Annotated in this window: 16 protein-coding genes and 1 riboswitch; of the genes, 3 read left to right on the top strand and 13 right to left on the bottom strand. The window is 60.0% G+C overall.

The window, feature by feature from the left end; genetic code table 11:
- Position 1: 1 nt before the first annotated feature.
- From uca to ACEN9A_RS22785, 6 genes are all read right to left on the bottom strand, one after another.
- Complete coding sequence (gene uca, locus ACEN9A_RS22810) at positions 2-3634, bottom strand: urea carboxylase (RefSeq protein ID WP_258670836.1); 3633 nt, start codon at positions 3632-3634, stop codon at positions 2-4.
- Between the two features lie 338 nt (positions 3635-3972).
- Positions 3973-4614: an urea amidolyase associated protein UAAP2 gene (locus ACEN9A_RS22805; RefSeq protein WP_019580862.1), complete on the bottom strand. Its 642-nt coding sequence runs from the start codon at positions 4612-4614 to the stop codon at positions 3973-3975.
- Positions 4615-4625: 11 nt separating this feature from the next.
- A complete protein-coding gene (locus ACEN9A_RS22800; RefSeq protein ID WP_096479655.1) occupies positions 4626-5351 on the bottom strand; it encodes an urea amidolyase associated protein UAAP1 in 726 nt (241 codons plus the stop codon).
- Positions 5352-5363: 12 nt separating this feature from the next.
- Complete coding sequence (locus ACEN9A_RS22795; protein WP_258670831.1) at positions 5364-6152, bottom strand: ABC transporter ATP-binding protein; 789 nt, start codon at positions 6150-6152, stop codon at positions 5364-5366.
- Positions 6153-6171: 19 nt separating this feature from the next.
- The gene (locus tag ACEN9A_RS22790) at positions 6172-6987 is read right to left on the bottom strand and encodes an ABC transporter permease (protein WP_019580859.1); all 816 of its coding nucleotides are present in this window, start codon (positions 6985-6987) and stop codon (positions 6172-6174) included.
- A gap of 17 nt (positions 6988-7004) precedes the next feature.
- Positions 7005-8072 carry a putative urea ABC transporter substrate-binding protein gene (locus ACEN9A_RS22785; protein ID WP_258670828.1) on the bottom strand — a complete coding sequence of 356 codons (1068 nt, stop codon included), beginning with the start codon at positions 8070-8072 and terminating at the stop codon, positions 7005-7007.
- A gap of 62 nt (positions 8073-8134) precedes the next feature.
- A riboswitch (guanidine-I (ykkC/yxkD leader) is annotated at positions 8135-8235 on the bottom strand.
- 281 nt (positions 8236-8516) lie between these two features.
- Between ACEN9A_RS22785 and ACEN9A_RS22780 the strand changes: the two genes are divergently transcribed.
- Entirely contained in the window at positions 8517-8765 is a 249-nt protein-coding gene (locus ACEN9A_RS22780; RefSeq protein ID WP_019647972.1) for a hypothetical protein, read from the top strand.
- 212 nt (positions 8766-8977) lie between these two features.
- Positions 8978-9421: a hypothetical protein gene (locus ACEN9A_RS22775; protein ID WP_258670826.1), complete on the top strand. Its 444-nt coding sequence runs from the start codon at positions 8978-8980 to the stop codon at positions 9419-9421.
- A gap of 50 nt (positions 9422-9471) precedes the next feature.
- Here the strand turns inward: ACEN9A_RS22775 and dspII are convergent, their stop codons facing one another.
- Positions 9472-10584 (bottom strand): enoyl-CoA hydratase/isomerase DspII, encoded by a 1113-nt coding sequence (dspII, locus tag ACEN9A_RS22770; RefSeq protein ID WP_258670821.1) that lies wholly within the window; start codon positions 10582-10584, stop codon positions 9472-9474.
- 132 nt (positions 10585-10716) lie between these two features.
- Between dspII and ung the strand changes: the two genes are divergently transcribed.
- Positions 10717-11409 (top strand): uracil-DNA glycosylase, encoded by a 693-nt coding sequence (gene ung / locus ACEN9A_RS22765; protein ID WP_007941426.1) that lies wholly within the window; start codon positions 10717-10719, stop codon positions 11407-11409.
- Positions 11410-11444: 35 nt separating this feature from the next.
- Here ung and ACEN9A_RS22760 read toward each other — a convergent pair whose 3' ends face one another.
- The 6 genes from ACEN9A_RS22760 to ACEN9A_RS22735 all read right to left on the bottom strand — a co-directional run bounded on the left by ACEN9A_RS22760 (position 11445) and on the right by ACEN9A_RS22735 (position 17798).
- Entirely contained in the window at positions 11445-12332 is an 888-nt protein-coding gene (locus ACEN9A_RS22760) for a hypothetical protein (RefSeq protein WP_258670817.1), read from the bottom strand.
- Complete coding sequence (locus ACEN9A_RS22755) at positions 12329-13675, bottom strand: AAA family ATPase (protein ID WP_258670814.1); 1347 nt, start codon at positions 13673-13675, stop codon at positions 12329-12331. Before ACEN9A_RS22755 ends, ACEN9A_RS22760 begins: the two co-directional genes overlap by 4 nt.
- A gap of 88 nt (positions 13676-13763) precedes the next feature.
- Positions 13764-14795 (bottom strand): AbrB family transcriptional regulator, encoded by a 1032-nt coding sequence (locus ACEN9A_RS22750; RefSeq protein WP_258670812.1) that lies wholly within the window; start codon positions 14793-14795, stop codon positions 13764-13766.
- Complete coding sequence (locus tag ACEN9A_RS22745) at positions 14788-16302, bottom strand: tripartite tricarboxylate transporter permease (protein WP_007941428.1); 1515 nt, start codon at positions 16300-16302, stop codon at positions 14788-14790. Before ACEN9A_RS22745 ends, ACEN9A_RS22750 begins: the two co-directional genes overlap by 8 nt.
- A gap of 1 nt (position 16303) precedes the next feature.
- Complete coding sequence (locus tag ACEN9A_RS22740; RefSeq protein ID WP_018926792.1) at positions 16304-16762, bottom strand: tripartite tricarboxylate transporter TctB family protein; 459 nt, start codon at positions 16760-16762, stop codon at positions 16304-16306.
- A 58-nt stretch (positions 16763-16820) separates the two neighbouring features.
- Complete coding sequence (locus tag ACEN9A_RS22735; RefSeq protein ID WP_019647978.1) at positions 16821-17798, bottom strand: Bug family tripartite tricarboxylate transporter substrate binding protein; 978 nt, start codon at positions 17796-17798, stop codon at positions 16821-16823.
- Positions 17799-17811: the final 13 nt, after the last annotated feature.

Raw genomic sequence — 17811 nt, 5'->3', positions numbered from 1 at the left:
TTCAGTCGAGTTCCAGCACCACGACGCGTTGTCCGGCGCGCACTGGCGAGCCTGGTTGCACACGAATCTCGCGCACCACACCGGCCATGGGCGCGAGCAGCGGGATTTCCATCTTCATCGACTCCAGAATCACTAGCACATCTCCGGCGACCACTTGGCTGCCGACCTCCACCTGAACCTGCCAGAGGTTGCCGGCGATGTGGCTGTCGATGCTCTGCTGACCGTCGGCCAACAGTGCCTCTTCGGTCACTTGCGGCGCCGGTTCTTCACTGTCGAAATGCGCCTGACCGCTGGCAATCCAGCGCTCGCGCTCGGCGTTGAACGCACCTTTTTGCTGATCTCGAAACGCCGCAATGCTGTTGGCTTCCTTCGCCAGAAACGCCTGGTAATCCGCCAGGTTCAACTGACTGTGCTCGATGTTCAGCGCGAAGTGCCCGAGCGGGAAATCCCGTCGAATGCGCAGCAGTTCGTCGGCGCTTACCGGGTAGAAGCGGATTTGATCGAAGAACCGCAGCAGCCACGGTTTGCCATCGAACGCGGCGACCTCGCGGTAGCGATTCCACATCTGCAAGGTCCGGCCGACGAATTGATAACCACCGGGGCCTTCCATGCCGTACACGCACATATAGGCGCCACCGATGCCTACCGAGTTTTCGGCGGTCCAGGTGCGGGCCGGGTTGTATTTGGTGGTGACCAGACGATGCCGTGGGTCGAGCGGGGTGGCGACCGGAGCGCCGAGGTAGACATCGCCCAGCCCCATCACCAGATAGCTGGCGTCGAACACCGTGCGCTGCACTTCGTCGAGGTTCGGCAGGTCGTTGATGCGCCGGATGAACTCCAGATTGCTCGGGCACCATGGGGCGTCCTTGCGCACGGTGGTCATGTATTTCTCGATGGCCAACTGGCAAGCCGGGTCATCCCAGGACAGCGGCAGGTGCACGATGCGCGAGGGAACCTGCAAGTCTTTGGCGGCGCACACGGCGTCCCACTCACCGGCGACGATGCCCAGCAGATCGGCGAGCGGCAGTTGCTCCGGTTGGTAGTGCACTTGCAGCGAACGGATGCCCGGCGTCAGGTCGATTACCCCGTGCAGGCGTTTGCCTTCCAATGCCTGCATCAGCGCGTGGGCGCGGAAGCGCAGGACCAGGTCCAGTTCAGGTGCGCCGATTTCCAGTAACAGGTGAGTATCCCCCGACAACCGGGCGACCAACCGTGTATCTCCCTGGCCGATATCCAGCATCACAGGCGACACAACCCCCTGTGGGAGCTGGCTTGCCTGCGATGAAGCTGATGCGGTGTCTGATCGGGCCTCATCGCAGGCAAGCCAGCTCCCACAGGAATCCCATTTCAAGGCGAGGTTACGGGCGGTCTCGAGATCGACCGGTTGGAACTGCACCTTGTCTCCAGCCTTCAGTTGCCCGAGCTGCCAAAGATCCGCTTCGATCACCGTCACCGGGCAGACAAACCCACCGAGGCTCGGACCATCGGGACCGAGGATCACCGGCATATCACCGGTGAAATCCACCGCGCCAATGGCATACGGATTGTCATGAATATTCGACGGATGCAGTCCCGCCTCACCCCCATCGGCCCGCACCCATTCCGGCTTCGGCCCGATCAGGCGCACACCGGTGCGGCTGGAGTTGAAATGCACTTCCCATTGGGTGGCGAAGAACGTGCCGATGTAGTGTTCGGTGAAGTATTCCGGCGCGCCATGGGGGCCGTAGATCACCCGGATTTGCCGCACCGCCGGTAACTCGGTGACCTGTTCGTCAGGCAATTGAATACCCGCGCTACGGTCGATCAAGGCTGGTACATGCAACACGTCCCCGGCCCGCAACGCACGACCGCCATGGCCACCGAACTGACCGAGGGTGAAGGTGCTTTTGCTGCCCAGATAATCCGGCACTTGCAGGCCGCCGCGCAGGCACAGATAGCTGCGAGCGCCTGCACCGGTGATTGTGCCGAGATGCACTGTGGCACCGGCCGGAACCAGCAGCGAGGTGTTCATCGGCGCCGCTTCGCCGTTCAGCGTCAATGGAATCTGCGCACCGGTCACCGCCACAACCGCATCACAATTGAAGCGCAACATCGGCCCGCTCATGGTGATTTCCAGCGCTGCAGCACCCTCGTCGTTACCCAGCAAAAGGTTGCCCAAACGCAACGCTCGGTTGTCCATCGGCCCCGACGGCGGCACGCCGACCGCCCAGTAACCGAGACGCCCCGGATAATCCTGAACGCTGGTCTGGGTGCCGGCGCTGATCACCTCAAAGGTGTTGGCCTGGTAGACCAGCGCTTCCAGGCAACGGGTCCACGGCTGGCCGCTGGTAAAGGGCACATCGAGCAGAATTTGCCGCAGGTAATCACGGTTGGTTTCCACCCCGTACAGCAGGCTGTCGCCCAGGGTTTGAAGCAGATCGGCGCGGGCTTCTTCGCGAGTCGGCGCCCAGCGGATGACCTTGGCAATCATCGGGTCGAAGTACGGCGGGATCTCGCAACCGGCCTCGACCCACGTGTCGATGCGCAGGTGTTTGCCATCGGCGACGGGGAAACTTACCGCCGTCAGCAGGCCGGGGCTCGGTTGAAAATCCCGCCCCGGATCTTCGGCGTAGAGCCTTGCCTGGATCGCGTGGCCGTCGGCTTTCAAGCCTTGGCTCAATGCGTTCAATGGCGGTAAATCTCCGGCCGCCAGTTCCACCATCCAGCGCACCAGATCCACGCCCCACACTTGCTCGGTGACACCGTGCTCCACCTGCAAACGGGTGTTCACTTCAAGAAAATAGAAACGCTGGGCGTCACTGTCGAAGACGAACTCCACGGTGCCGGCGCTGCGGTAATTCACTGCCTTGGCGAGTTTGATCGCGGCAAGGCAGAGCGCTTCGGCCATGCCGTCGGGCAGGTTGGGTGCCGGGGTTTCTTCAAGGACTTTCTGGTTGCGCCGTTGTACCGAGCAGTCGCGCACGCCGAGGGCAATCACCTCGCCCTGGCCGTCGCCGAACACCTGCACTTCCAGATGTCGCGCGCGCTGGATGTACTTCTCGATGAACACACCGGCGTCGCTGAAGTTGTTCTGCCCGAGGCGTTTGACCGCTTCGAAGGATTCGCCCAATTCGGCGGCGCTGCGGCACACGCGCATACCGATGCCGCCACCGCCGGCGGTGCTTTTGAGCATCACCGGGTAGCCGACCTGTTCGCCGGCGATCAATGCCGCGTCAAGGCTGTCGAGCAGTTCGGTGCCTTCGAGCATCGGCACGCCGTGTTGTTTGGCCAGGGCGCGGGCGGTGTGTTTGAGGCCAAACACGCGCAGTTGCTCAGGCGTGGGGCCGATGAAGGCGATATTGGCTGCTTCGCAGGCCTCGGCGAACGCGGCGTTTTCCGAGAGGAATCCGTAGCCGGGATGGATCGCCGTAGCGCCGGTGGATTTGGCGATGGCGAGGATTTTGTCCACGGCAAGGTAAGTGCCGGCCGCCGCGCCTTCGCCCAGGCTGTGGGCTTCATCGGCTTGCAGGATATGCAGGCTGGCGGCGTCGGCTTCGGAGTAAACCGCGACGCCCTTGACCTGCAACTCTCGCAGGGTCCGCAGAATGCGGCAGGCAATGGCGCCACGGTTGGCGATGAGGACTTTTTTGAACATGGCATAACCCCTGGAGGCGATAGCGCATCAGCCTCGACCTGGGATGCGGGCCGTCCCGCAGTTTTTCGAGATGCACCCGGGCCGTCCCGGATGAACAAAATTCACGCTTTTTTGTGGCGAGGGAGCTTGTCGGATCGCCGCACCGTCCCGCTCGGCTGCGCAGCAGTCGCAAAACCTGCTGCTGTGGTCCGTCAGACATAGCGCGATAGCAGGGTTTGGGGCCGCTTCGCGACCCAGCGGGAGCAAGCTCCCTCGCCACAGGGATCAGCGTTGTTTGAGGCACTGGCCGGAGCGGGCCTGACACAGGGCAAACAACCACCGCCGCAAACGCGCAAGTTTCAGTTCCATACCAAAAGCTCCGCAGGCGTGGGGTTGTAGGCGTTGCACGGGTTGTTCAGTTGCGGGCAGTTGGAGATCAGCACGATCACGTCCATCTCGGCGCGCAGGTCGACGTATTTGCCGGGCGCTGAAATCCCGTCTTCAAACGTCAGCCCGCCATCGGCCGTCACCGGCACATTCATGAAGAAATTGATGTTCGGCCCGATGTCGCCCTTACCCAGGCGCCCGTCGTGGGCGCAGGCGCGCAGGTAGTTGTCGCGGCAGCTGTGCATGTAGCGTTTTTCCAGGGCGTAACGCACGGTGTTGCTCTCTTGTGCGCAGGCACCGCCGAGGGTGTCGTGACGCCCGCAGGTGTCTTCGACGATGGTCAGCATTGGCTTGCCGAGGTTGGAATAGAGCACGCTGCCAGTGCTCAGGTAGACGCTGTTCTGCCGACGCAACGTGCGTTGCACGTCATAGCGTTCCCTGGGATTGGCAAGGCTGTAGAACAAAGTGTCGACCGCCTGATTGCCTTCCAGGTCGAGGATACGCAGGGTCTGGCCGGCCTTGACCTCCATCAGCCAGGGTTCACCGGCCGGGATGGTGGCGCGGTAGACCGCTGTTTCTGGTTGCTTGTGGGCGGTGGCGATAGCGAGTGACATGGCAGCGATCCTCAGGCGAACAGACGGTCGGTGTTGATGAAGCCGCGCTCGTTTTCCGGGCGCGAGGTGCGGCAGTGTTCGGCGACGCTGGCATCGGCGTTCATCCAGCTCAGCTTCAGCGGTTTCGGTGCGTATTCCGGCGACGGATCCATCGGGTGTTGCAACGCGGTGAGTACCACCAGGGTGTCCATCGGCGCGTACAACTCGATGTAATCACCGGCCTTGGAATTGCCTTCGACGAAGTGGAAGCGGCCAGCCTCATCGACGTTCACCCGGCTGAACAGGTTGAGCGTCATCAGCAGGTCGGACAGGCCCAGTCCCCACTTGCCCAGCTCCACCAACAAGTTGTCGGTGCCGTTGCGGAAGAAGCCGTTGCGCAGTTCCTGATAGCGGCCCTGGCCATATTTTTGTGCGACTTCTTCAGCGCAGAGCACGCCGCCGAGGCTGTCGCTCCAGCCACAGGTGTCGGCGGTGATGGCCGCCAGCACGCGACCCATGTCCGAGTACAGGCAATGGCCGCTGGTGAGCTTGGCGGTGTGTTGGCATTTGAGGCTGTCGGGCAGGTTCAGGCGTTCGGTTTTTTCGTTGGCGTTGAGCAACGTCAGGCTGACGTTGGCACCGCCGCGCAGGTCAGTCAGGCGCAGCAATTGGCCGCGTTTCAGGACGAATGAACGATGGCCGCCGCCGGGGAGCATTTCTTCGGCGAACGGCGGGAACAGTTGGGTCGAATCAGTCATATGCAGATTCCTCTAAGCGATACGAAGCGTGCCTGCCAACTGAGCTGGCAGGGCGTCGACGGCGGCGCGGTTGGCGCGGCGGTCGCTGTTCAAAGGGATGTCGTAGGTGATGCGTGCGCCATAGGCGCCGGGGGCGTGCGGGTCGACACGGACCTTGTCGAACACCAGCAAACGGGTGCCGAGACTGAAACCTTCGGACAGGTCGTGGGTGACCATGAACACCGTCAGTTGCGTCTCGCGCCACAGCTCCAGCAGCAGGCTGTGCATGTCTTTGCGGATGCCCGGATCGAGGGCGCCGAACGGTTCGTCGAGGAGCAAGACCCGCGGCTTCATGATCAATGCCTGGGCAATCGCCAGCCGTTGTTGCATGCCACCGGAGAGTTGCGCCGGGTACTTGTCCAGCGAGTGACCGAGACCGACTTTGTGCAGCAACACTGAGGCGTGTTCGCGTGCCTCTTTTTTAGCGCTGCCGAACAACCGCCCCAGTAATGGCGAGCGCGGGAGTTCGAGGCCGAGGGCGACGTTGTCCAGCACGGTCAGGTGCGGGAACACCGAGTAGCGCTGGAACACCACGCCACGGCTCGAATCCGGTTCGCCAGCCAATGCCTGACCGTCCAACAGAATCTCGCCGCGACTGGCGCGTTCCTGGCCGAGCAATAGCCGCAGGAAGGTCGATTTGCCGCAACCTGACGCGCCGACCAAGGTGCAAAACTCACCTTCGTTGACGCTCAGGTTCAGCCCTTCAAGCACCACTTGATCGGCGTATTGCTGCCAGACGTTTTTCACTGTGATGAAGCTCATGCCCGCGCCCCTTCATAACTCATTTGGAGGCACCTTGGTGCCAGGGAAAGGCCCGTTGGGTCAGGCGCTTGAGGCCCCAGTCCATCAGCCAGGCGAGTAGGGTGATCCACACCACGTAGGGCAGAATCACGTCCATCGCCAGGTAGCGGCGCACCAGGAAGATCCGGTAACCCAAACCGTCCGTGGAGGCGATGGCTTCGGCGGCGATCAAAAACAACCACGCCGAGCCGAGCATCAGTCGCAACGAGATCAGCAGGCGCGGCAGCAATTGCGGCAGCACCACACGCAGCATCAGAGTCCAGGTTGAAGCACCGAGGGTCTGCGCCTTGATCAGCAATTCCACAGGAATTTCCCGGGCGCGCTGTTCCAGATCACGGGCCAGGCACGGAGTGATGCCGATCACGATCAGCATCACTTTCGACAACTCTCCCAACCCGAACACGATGAACAGAATCGGCAGAATCGCCAGCGGCGGCACCATCGACAGCACCGTCAGCACGGGCGACAACGGTGCGCCAAACAGCGGCAGCGTACCGGCGGCGATGCCCAGGCACAGCCCGGCCAACGCACTGATGCCGAGGCCGATGGCCAACCGCCGCAGGCTGGAGGCGGTGTCTTGCCAGAGCAGGTATTCACCGGTGCGGGTGTCGGCGGTGAAGGCCAGGCGCTTCACCGCGTCGGTCATCTGCACGGCACTGGGCAGCAGTTTGTCGTTGGGGTTGTCCATCAGCCGTTCGGCCGAGCCCATGAAGTAGGCGAACAGCACCAGGGCGAACGGCAGGATCACCAACAGCAGGCGACTCGGGCGATCCGGGTGGCGATTGATCAGGCGCATGGCCAGCTCCTCCTGTCTTACAGCTTGGCGTCGGCGGCCATCTGCACGTAAGTCGGGTCGAAGCGCAGCTTGAGGTTGCCTTTATCGCCGCTGGTCACGCCATTGGCGAAGGCCATGCCGATGGCGCTGGTGTCCTTGGCACCTTCACCCAGCAAGCCGTGCTGGAACGAGAACTCGGCGACCTTGCGCATGGTGTCGGGCAGTTGCTTGCTGGTGGAGAACGCCAGGGCTTCTTTGGGCGTGGCGAACAGTTTGGTGGTGTCGAGTTGCGCCTGGAAACCGGCCAGGTCAGTACCCGAGGCTTTGGCCATGTGTTCGAGGGCGGCTTGGCTGGCGGCGTTTTTCGCGTTCATCAACTCAACCACTTCGAACCAGGCGCCGGTCAGGGCTTTACCCAGGGCCGGGTTGTCTTTGAGGGTGGCGCTGTTGACCACCATCATGTCCATGATTTCGCCGGGGATCTGGCTGGAATTGAACACTTCGGTCACCGCAGGCTTGGCCTTGATGTCCGAGAGCATCGGGTTCCAGGTGGTGACGGCGTTGACCTGTTCGGTGTTGAACGCGGCGGAGATGTCGGCGTCGGAGGTGTTGACCACTTTCAGGTCTTTCTCGGTGAGGTCTACCGAATCCAGAGCACGGGCCAACAGGTAATGGGAGACAGACAGCTCAACCAGATTGACGTCCATGCCTTTGAGGTCAGCGACTTTCTTGCCTTCGCCTTTAAGCACGATGCCGTCGTTGCCATTGGAGAAGTCGCTGACGATCAGCGCCGTGCTGTCGACGCCACCGGCAGCCGGAATGGTCAGCGCGTCCATGTTGGTCATGGTGCAGCCGTCGAATTGGCCGGCGGTGTATTGGTTGATGGATTCGACGTAGTCGTTGAGCTGCACCACATCAATCTTGATGCCGTACTTTTTCGCCCATTTGTCGACGATGCCCTGGCTGCCGGCATATTCCCAGGGCATCCAGCCGGCGTAGATAGTCCAGCAGACGCTGAAATGGTCTTTCTGTGCGGCCTGGGACGAGACACTTACAAGAGCTGCAAAAGCAGCGGCGAACAGGGCGGGTAAACGAAGTCGGGACATGGGATGGTTCTCCAGTTGATCAAGGGCGGACAGGAAGGCAGCGGCACCGCGAACGGTGGCTTGTCTCCCGGGCTTTTGTCCCGCCGTGTAACCTCAACTGGAGGTCGCCAACTCTCGGACCAGTCACTCGCGATTGCGAGCCGGAACCCTAGTCAGCCATTGCAAATTGTGGTGCCGCGAACCTGTGATGACTCCTGCACGCCTTTGGTTAAGCGAGAGCCGTGCCAAGTTGGCTTGAGCGCTCTGGCTGGGGCATGGAAGGGTGGGGGGAGATCAAAGGGACAGGGCGCTTTGCCTTGTCATGGTGCGCTGCGCATGGGCATGCACCGTAGAAGGACGGCTAGCCGCTGATCTGAAGGTCGATGCGATCAGGCACTCGGAGCCTGTTTTAAAGTCAAAACAGGTGTGACTCGACTGCCGTTGCAGGTCTTTCAGGAGGCCTCCATGTTCTGTCAGAAAAAGCTCCGCCAAATACTGCTCAGTGTGTTTTTTGGTTTGGGTCTGTCCGGGTGTTACTACTACGTAGGTCCTGCCGATGCTTATCCGGCACCTTATTACTACCCCGGCTATTACTCGCCTTACTATTACGGCGGCTATTACGGGCCGCGTGTTTACGGTGGCTATCGCTATTATTACTACGGTGGACACGGACCTGGTCATTACGGCGGTGGATACAATCGCTGGCACCATTAATCAGCTCATGAATACAACGGCGCGTCCGTCTTGCGGAGGCGCCGTTTTCTTTTGCGCAGGATGAAAAACCTTTCATCGGCTACTTGTTTCTACGTGTTGCAGAAACGCACCAGATCCCGATTTCACTGTCTGATCTTTCGACAGTCGCCGAACAATTGACTGTCGCCTGCCAGCGTCGCTGGTATGGCTCACTCGCGGTCCAGGAGGCCGCCATGCTCTGTCGAAAACAGCTCCGCCATATTCTGCTGATCGTTCTATCGGGATTGTTTCTTGGTGCGTGCGTGCCCTATTCCGATGGCGACAGCTACTACCGCTCGGATGTCTACACGTCCCCGGCGCCGTATTACTCCGATGGTGGTTACTACACAGCTCCGCGCAGGTACTACTCGCCGCCTGCACGGTATTACCAGCCATCGCCACGTTATTACTACCAGCCGCGGGTTTATCAACCGGCACCGCGCTATTACGACTACCGCGGCAACCAGAATCGCGGATGGGACCGTCATGACCGCGGTGGTTGGGATGGTCGTCGCGACGGTTGGGGCGGCCATAGTCGCGGCAACTGGAACGACGATTCTCGGGGCCACAGTGGACGGGATCACCATGGCGGAAGAGGCGATCATGGCGATAACGATGGCCGAGGCGGCCGTCGCTAACTCCTCAATAGAAAGCGGCGCATGAAGCGCCGCTTTTTTGTGCCTGGATATCAGTATTCCGACAGATCCGCCAACGGATGCCGACCTTCCCAGACCTTGTGAAAATGCGCTTCCACCGCAGCTTCCGGCACCGTATTGATATCCGGCCAGTGCCAGTGAGGTTTCTGGTCCTTGTCGATCAACCGCGCACGCACGCCCTCGCTGAATTCCGGATGACGGCAGCAATTGAGGCTCATGGTGTATTCCATCTGAAAGACTTGAGCCAGTGACAGGTGCCGGGCGCGGGCGATCTGTTCCCACACCAGATGAGCGGTCAGGGGTGAGCCTTCGATCATGGTGCAGGCCGCACGACTGAGCAGCGGGTCTTTATGAACGCGTAGCGCACTGATGGCCTTCCAGGCACAACGAACATCGCTGACATCCAGCAACTCGTCGATCTGCTGGCGTCGTGGCAGCCACTGCGCTTCCGGCATTTTTACGAGTGCTTCTTGTTGCAAGGCCTTGAGCAGGCTGTTGAGCTGCATGGCGGTCTGTTCCTGCCAGTTCAATTGCAGCAAGCCTTCGATCAGCTCTTGCTGTTGTTCGTCGAGCAAAAAGCGATCGGCCAGGTCCAGATCGATCGCATCGCGACCGTTCATCCAGGCGCCGGTCAGGCCGAGAAACAACCCGAGCTTGCCGGGCAGCCGCGACAGAAACCAACTGGCGCCGACGTCCGGGTACAAGCCGATGCCAATCTCCGGCATCGCCAACCGGCTGCTCGGCGTGACAACCCGAATGCCCGCCCCTTGCAGCAGCCCCATGCCGCCACCCAACACGTAACCATGACCCCAGCAGATCAACGGTTTCGGGTAGGTGTGCAACTTGAAGTCGAGGCGATATTCTGCCGCGAAGAAGTGCGCAGCCAAGGGCGGTACTTCCCCGGGATGGGCGCGACACGCTTCCACCAGACTGCGCACTTCACCGCCAGCGCAAAAGGCCTTGTCGCCATTGCCGCGCAGCAGTACACAAACGATCTGTGGTTCCTTGGCCCAGGCGTCCAGTTGATCGCGCAAGGCGTTGATCATCGGCAAGGAGAGGGCGTTGAGGGACTTTTCGGCATCCAGGCTGGCGATGCCGATGCGTGCGCCGTCGGTGCCGGTGAGTTCTTCGAAGTGCAGATTCATCATGACCTCGATCGGGAATTTGAGCGTTCAGTATGATCGCTCTATAGGAAAATGCCGGATCTGCGTCAGATCAATTGACAAGCGTGATGGGCTTTCCTAGGGTTCGCCCCATTGTTTTTGCCGGATGTAACCATGACTGCTGACGACCGTATCAAACTCGAACCGAGCTGGAAGGAGGCCCTGCGTGCCGAATTCGACCAGCCTTACATGGCAGAGTTGCGCACATTCCTGCAACAGGAGCGCGCGGCGGGCAAGGAGATCTATCCGCCGGGACCGTTGATTTTCAACGCGCTCAATTCCACGCCGCTGGACAAGGTCAAGGTGGTCATCCTCGGGCAGGATCCATACCACGGCCCCGGTCAGGCCCATGGGTTGTGCTTCTCGGTGCAACCGGGCGTACCGGCGCCGCCGTCGCTGGTGAACATCTATAAAGAGTTGAAACGCGACCTGAACATCGACATCCCCAACCACGGCTACCTGCAGAGTTGGGCGGAGCAGGGCGTGTTGATGCTCAACACCACCATGACCGTGGAACGAGCGAATGCCAACGCCCATGCAGGCAAGGGCTGGCAGTATTTTACCGACCGGATTATCGAAGTGGTCAGCGAGCACCAGCCACATCTGGTGTTCCTGCTGTGGGGGGCGCATGCCCAGAGCAAGCAGAAACTCATCGATGCCACCAAACACCTGGTACTGACGTCGGTCCACCCGTCGCCGCTGTCCGCTTATCGCGGCTTCCTCGGCTGCGGGCATTTCAGTCGGGCGAACAAGTTTCTGGAACAGAATGGCGAGACGCCGATTGAGTGGCGCTTGCCGCCGGTTTGAGCGGCTTTGATGGCTGATTGTCCAGGTCGCAGGAATCAGGGTGTTAGCGATTGTTTCGTTAACAACGCTTTTATGATGAATCTTGCCATCGTTTCCGCAGCTGGATAGTCGGATTGACTGAGTGCAAAAAAGGCTGACACGCACGAACTGAACGGACTTTCGGGACCGCACATCAATGAGATTGTGTCGTCATACATCTGCTTGTCTTGTGGGTTGTTTTTGGACATTTGCAGTGCTAACCAAAGTGTCCTAATTTCTACGGCCCTGCGTGAAGTGAGATCTTCATGGTTAAGTTGGAAGAACTCGATATTGGTGACTGCACGCTCGTAGGCTGGTCCGGCGCTGTGTTTTGGAACTGCTAGCACCCCTTCAAAGGTGATGATGTCTTGAGGGTCGTCGGGGTCGGTCAATGAAACTGGATAGAGCAACAATGCCGACTCGCCCTGCATGTTCGCCGGATTGCCGTTCTGAGTGTCGCGGTTACCGCGAATCGGAAAATAGCTGGATTTAAGTGTCGAATTGCAGCGGGTGCAAGCAATGGCATAGTTCTGGGGATGGTACGCAAGCTTGTAGTAACCGATGTTGCTGGCTGTCCCAGTGGCCCAGGCAGGCGTAAAGTCTTTCCAGTGAACAACGTTGTGGTTGGGCCACGCCTTGACTTCACTTTTGGGTCGATAGTGTTCTACTTCGTGGACTTTGCTCGCCAGTACCGCCCCTTGAAGTTTGGTTTCGCAGTACGCGCATTTTTCATGCTGTAGCGTAATGTAGACCTGTTTGATCTCCCCCCAGAAATCCGTGTCATCGGTATAGCCGCCCGCAGCGATATAGCTCTGGATTCGTTGCTGGGCGCGACCCATCCAGCTTGGTTTTTCGCTGTTGATCAATGCAATCAGGTCAGACTCTGAGATGGCGTAACGAATCATTTTGCCGGCCTCGACGGCTTTTTGGGCGCGCGTCGAGCTGCGGTCGCCTTCGGTTTATCAGGTCCGGCCATTTCTTCGAAACTCATGCCTTCGGCGAGAATTCTCAGGTAGTCGACAGACGCTTTGGTATTTCCGGAAACAGCACTGCGCGCCAGTTGACTGAGGGCGGTTGCGGTGGGGGTGGCCCGGGTGCTTTCAAGGCCGAAATAAGGCGACAGCAGAATTTGCTCTGCGCTTTTTCCACGTACATGTTCAGGCAGACGTTTGACAATAGTCGAGCCGTTTTCCTCGGCCAGCACAAACAGGTTTTGCGACATCAATGAGCCGACAACCAGCGGACTATGGGTCGTCAGAATGAACTGAACGTTGGGGAGCGCCTTGGCCAGCGTGGGAACTACGCTGCGCTGCCATTCGGGATGAAGGTGCAGATCGATTTCGTCGACCATGACTATTCCACGCATTTCACGTAGTTTTAATCCGGATGCTACACCTTGGCAGACATGGAACAGCATGTCGCCGATCCAGCCGATATAGGCTCTGAAACCATCCGATAACGCTCCGAAAGGCAATGCAATGCCATTTATTTCGAATAGGTGTTCTCGTCCATACTGAGTCTGGGTTGCCGTTTTTTGAATTTTGCACTTTGCGGGAAGCAAATCGTTAATCAAGTTTATGACTTGCGTGTATCGCCCTTTGTTTTGTTCTGCAAACGCGGGAAGCCAATAAGAAAGCGGCATGAGCGTCACATGATCTTCAAATAGACTGGCGACGCGTTCATATCGACGAGCCCGTGACTTGGTCCGAGCACTCTCATCAACCCGCGATGAACTCTCCACCCGCCGGGTTGCCCCGTAACCGACTATGAAAAATGCAGGGGATTGTTCATCGAACTGCATGTGCTCGATGGCATCTATTGACGTTTTTGGTGAGATATTCCACGTCAGTCGCTCGGAGGTGCTAAGAGCGCGTATAGACGTTTTTATCGCATACCGTTCAGGCATGGACCATGATGTTTTTTTTGAGTTTTTTTCTTCTACCGTTGAAATGATGCCTGCATCAATGCTGGTTGGCTCATGCTTCGTGAGATCGAGGAGTGGTGCATTTTGGGGGCGGGGATGTTGCCGAATAAATCCTGCGGGGACGAATCCAGAGGAGCCGCTGAGGAGTGGACTCAAAACTGCTAAGGCCACCGCTCGCAGAACACTAGTCTTCCCCAGGCCGTTGTCCCCCAACAAGACATTCACATTGGGATATTGCAGGTTCTCGGTATCGGGCAGATTGAATTCGACGGTTGCGGTTTCGAAGCAACGAAAGTTTTGTATCTTCAGCGTTTGAATATGCATAGGTTCAACCTCTCCCGAAGCTAGAGATGGTAGCAAACTCTACGGCAGCAAGTATGAGATGCTCTGCTGAACCTCCGTTTTTTGTCATTCAGGGCTGCTTGGCCCAATACCTGAACAACGGCTCCGCCAAAAACAACACGAACAACAGCCGCATCACCTGCATCGCCGTCACCAGCGGCACCGACAATTGCAGGGTCTCAGCCGTCAAACTCATCTCGGCAATCCCGCCGGGCATCATGCCCAGCGTCAGCGAACGCAGATCCAGATGGGTCAATACACTCAAACCCAGCGCCGCCAGCGTGGCGATCAACATGGTCAAGACCGTGCCGATCAGGGTCCGGCCCATGAAGGACGGCGCCCGTCGGAAGAACTGTCGATTGAAGTGGCAGCCCAACCCGCTGCCGATCAGCCACTGGCCGATCTGACTGCCGCCGTTGGGCAGGCCGATGTGCAGGTCCCAACCAATGCTCACTGCCGTACTCACCAGCAACGGCCCGAACAGCCAGGGGTTGGGTTGCCGCAGGCGCTCCCAGATCCAGGCGGCCAGGGCGCCCGCCGGGAACAGAAGGGCCAGCCACCACCAGTTGACGGTCGCAGCATGCAAGACCGGCGCACCGTCGCCCAACAGATATTTGAACGCCGCCGGCACACACAGCACCACCACCAGCACCCGCAAGCTTTGCCCCGCGGCAACACGGCTGAGCACCGCGCCGTTGCGGGCGCCGAGGTTGACCATCTCCCCGGAGCCACCGGGCATGCTGGAAAAGAACGCTGTGGCGCGATCTTCGCCGGTACGCCGCATCAACCAGACCCCGACCACCGCGGACAGGCTGGTGACTAACGCACCGAAGAAGATCAGACCAAAGTGGCTCAGCACCTGCTCCATCACCACCGGGGTGAAGTGCAGGCCGATGCCGATGCCGACAACCCACTGGCCGCACTTGCGCCCGCCAGGGATTTCCGCCAATTGCCAGGGGGTCAGGCAGCGGACGAGGATAATCGCCAGTAACGAGCCGACCATCCACGGTAGAGGCCAGCCGATCTGGCTGGCGAGATAACCGCCCAGCAGACCGACCAGCGGTGTACCCCACCAGGCTTTGAAAGGTGTTCGATCAGACATCGGCGATAGCGCGCCGGGCGACCGAACGTTTGCGCCAGATGCGCAGCAGTGGCATCAGCAACATGATTGCAGTCAGCACCCAGCAACCGAATGTGATCGGGCTCGACCAGAGGATTTCCAGAGCACCGTTGGAAATCGATAGCGCGCGGCGCAGGTTCTGCTCCATCAGACCACCGAGGATGAAGCCCAGCAGCACTGGCGACAACGGGAAGTCCAGCTTGCGCAGGATGTAGCCGAAGATGCCGATGCCGATCATCAGGAACAGGTCGAAGGTTGTAGCGTGTACGGCGTAGACGCCGATCCCGGTGATGATCGCGATCACCGGCACCAGTGCCCAGTTCGGCACGGCGAGGATGCGGGTGAAGACGCGGATCATCGGGATATTGAGGATCACCAACATCACGTTGGCGATGAACAACGACGCAATCAGGCCCCAGACGATGTCCGGTTGCTGCTGGAACAACAGGGGACCCGGGGTGATGTTGTACAGCGACAGTGCGCCGATCATCACTGCCGTGGTACCCGAACCCGGAACACCAAGAGTCAACATCGGCACCAGGGCACCGCAGGCCGCGCCACCGATGGCGGTTTCCGGAGCCGCGAGGCCACGCATGTCGCCTTGGCCGAAAGTGCCCTTGGCACCGGCGATACGTTTCTCGGTCATGTAGGCCACCGCGCTGGCCAGCGTCGCGCCGGCACCCGGCAACACGCCCATGATGAAGCCCAGCAAACCGCAACGGATGTTCACCACGAACACCGCCGAGGCTTCCTTGAAGTTGAACATCATGCGCCCGGTGGCTTTCACCGCTTCCTGGCCACGGTGGGTTTTTTCCAGCAGCAACAGGATTTCGCTGATGGAGAACAGGCCCAATACCAGCACGACGAACTGAATGCCGTCCGTCAGATGAATGTTGTCCCCGGTGAAACGGTATACGCCGCTGTTGGCGTCGATCCCGACGCTCGACAGAAACAGACCGATCAGCGCTGCAATGAAGGTCTTGAGCGGTCGGTCGCCGGCCATGCCACCGAGACAGACAATCGCAAACACCATCAGCACGAAATACTCCGCCGGTCCGAAGGCAATCGCCCATTTCGCCAGCAACGGGGCGAACAGCACCATGCCGCAAGTCGCGATGAAGGCACCGATGAACGAACTCCACGCCGACAGCGACAGTGCCACACCCGCCAGCCCCTTGCGGGCCATCGGGTAACCGTCGAGGGTGGTCATGACGGTGGAGGCTTCGCCCGGAATGTTCAGCAGGATCGAGCTGATCCGGCCGCCGTATTCGCAACCCAGGTACACCGCCGCCAGCAGGATCAACGCCGACTCCGGTGGCAGGCCGAGGGCGAACGCAATCGGAATCAGCAACGCCACGCCGTTGATCGGACCCAGCCCCGGCAGCAGGCCGACGACGGTGCCGATCAAGGTGCCGCACAGTGCGGTCACCAGGTTGTACGGGCTCAGCGCAACGCCGAAGCCCTGACCCAAATAGCCAAGAGTATCCATATCAGTTCTCCAGAACGTCGAGCACGCCCAACGGCAGTGGCACGTCCATCAACTTGTCGAACAGCAGATAAAGACCGATGGCCATCAGGCTGATGATCACCGCGCTGGGCAGCCAGCGGCCGCCATACAGGCGTGCCATCGGGACCCCGATCAGAATGCTGGCGACGATGAAACCAAGGGGTTCGAAGGCCCCGGCGAACACCAGCAACAGCGCCACGCAGATGCCGATCTTGATCAGGGTTTCGCGGTCCAGTTTCGGGTCGTCATCGCTGTGCACGATCGGTGCCGGCCGAAACACCATGTACAGCAAAGCCAGGCCCATCAGGCCGAGCATCAGCAGGGGGAAGGCGCGAGGCCCGACCGGTTCGTAGGAAAAAGCCGCTTGATACGGCCACGCCATCAGCGCCAGGCCGACACAGGCCAGCAACAGCACCGAAGCAAAAATGCGTTGTATGAGCATGGGGAACTCCTGGGCCACGACCCCGAGAACCGGGGCCGTAGCCGCTAGACAGAGGCGATCACTGGATCAGGCCGAACTCTTTGGCCAGCACTTTGTAGTCCGCGACCTGCTTCTTCACGTAGGTGTCCAGCTCCGGGCCGGTCATGGCGAACGGGAACAGTTCACGCTGATCGCGCAGCTTGGCGAAATCCTCGGAGGCCAGCAGTTTGTCGAAGGCGTTTTTCCACCAGGCGTAGTCTTCGTCGCTGACTTTTGGCCCGAGGTAGAAGCCGCGAACCACCGGCCAGACGATGTTGTAGCCCTGCTCTTTAGCGGTCGGAATGTCTTTCATTTCCGGCTCGTCCAGACGCTTCTCGGAGAACACCGCCAGCAGACGCATGTCACCGCTCAGGATGTGTGGCATGGAGTCGGAGATATCGGTGCTGCCAACCTGGATGTGGCCGCCGAGCAGGGCGGTGGCGATTTCACCGCCGCCTTCGAGGGCGACGTAACGCAGGTCGCGCGGGTTGATCCCTGCTGCCTTGGCGATCAGGGCGGTTTGCATCCAGTCCTGGCTGCCGACAGTACCGCCGGAACCGATCACCACCGAGCTCGGATCTTTCTTCAGGGCTTTGACCAGATCGTCCAGGGTCTTGTAGGGCGAATCGCTTTTCACCGCGATGGCGCCATAACTGGTGCCAACGGCCGCCAACCAGCGCACGGCGCTTTCATCGAAACGCCCGAATTTGCCTTGCGCCAGGTTCAGCAGCGAACCGCTGGACCAGGCCACCAGCGTACCGGCATCGGCCGGGCGCTGAGCGACCACAGCGTTGTACGCCACCGCGCCGACACCGCCGGGCATGTAGGTCACGCGCATCGGTTTGGTCAGCAGTTTTTCGTTGACCAGCGCGCTTTGCGCCAGTTTGCAGGTGAGGTCGAAACCGCCGCCCGGCGAGGCCGGGGCGATGCATTCCGGGCGTTTGGGTTCGGCCATCAATTGGCCGGCGAGCAGCATGATGCCGGTGGCCAGAGCAACTTTACGCAGTGATAGGTTCATTCAAGTCTCCTTA

This window comes from Pseudomonas sp. Pseusp18 (genome assembly GCF_059506005.1).
The sequence above is the reverse complement of the archived record's forward strand: the minus strand, read 5'-3'. Positions and strand labels throughout refer to the sequence as shown.

Excerpts from the sequence above, each read along its gene's own strand:
- uca (WP_258670836.1), bottom strand. The coding sequence starts at position 3,634 with ATGTTCAAAAAAGTCCTCATCGCCAACCGTGGCGCCATTGCCTGCCGC.
- ACEN9A_RS22805 (WP_019580862.1), bottom strand. The coding sequence starts at position 4,614 with ATGTCACTCGCTATCGCCACCGCCCACAAGCAACCAGAAACAGCGGTC.
- ACEN9A_RS22800 (WP_096479655.1), bottom strand. The coding sequence starts at position 5,351 with ATGACTGATTCGACCCAACTGTTCCCGCCGTTCGCCGAAGAAATGCTC.
- ACEN9A_RS22795 (WP_258670831.1), bottom strand. The coding sequence starts at position 6,152 with ATGAGCTTCATCACAGTGAAAAACGTCTGGCAGCAATACGCCGATCAA.
- ACEN9A_RS22790 (WP_019580859.1), bottom strand. The coding sequence starts at position 6,987 with ATGCGCCTGATCAATCGCCACCCGGATCGCCCGAGTCGCCTGCTGTTG.
- ACEN9A_RS22785 (WP_258670828.1), bottom strand. The coding sequence starts at position 8,072 with ATGTCCCGACTTCGTTTACCCGCCCTGTTCGCCGCTGCTTTTGCAGCT.
- ACEN9A_RS22780 (WP_019647972.1), top strand. The coding sequence starts at position 8,517 with ATGTTCTGTCAGAAAAAGCTCCGCCAAATACTGCTCAGTGTGTTTTTT.
- ACEN9A_RS22775 (WP_258670826.1), top strand. The coding sequence starts at position 8,978 with ATGCTCTGTCGAAAACAGCTCCGCCATATTCTGCTGATCGTTCTATCG.
- dspII (WP_258670821.1), bottom strand. The coding sequence starts at position 10,584 with ATGAATCTGCACTTCGAAGAACTCACCGGCACCGACGGCGCACGCATC.
- ung (WP_007941426.1), top strand. The coding sequence starts at position 10,717 with ATGACTGCTGACGACCGTATCAAACTCGAACCGAGCTGGAAGGAGGCC.
- ACEN9A_RS22760 (WP_258670817.1), bottom strand. The coding sequence starts at position 12,332 with ATGATTCGTTACGCCATCTCAGAGTCTGACCTGATTGCATTGATCAAC.
- ACEN9A_RS22755 (WP_258670814.1), bottom strand. The coding sequence starts at position 13,675 with ATGCATATTCAAACGCTGAAGATACAAAACTTTCGTTGCTTCGAAACC.
- ACEN9A_RS22750 (WP_258670812.1), bottom strand. The coding sequence starts at position 14,795 with ATGTCTGATCGAACACCTTTCAAAGCCTGGTGGGGTACACCGCTGGTC.
- ACEN9A_RS22745 (WP_007941428.1), bottom strand. The coding sequence starts at position 16,302 with ATGGATACTCTTGGCTATTTGGGTCAGGGCTTCGGCGTTGCGCTGAGC.
- ACEN9A_RS22740 (WP_018926792.1), bottom strand. The coding sequence starts at position 16,762 with ATGCTCATACAACGCATTTTTGCTTCGGTGCTGTTGCTGGCCTGTGTC.
- ACEN9A_RS22735 (WP_019647978.1), bottom strand. The coding sequence starts at position 17,798 with ATGAACCTATCACTGCGTAAAGTTGCTCTGGCCACCGGCATCATGCTG.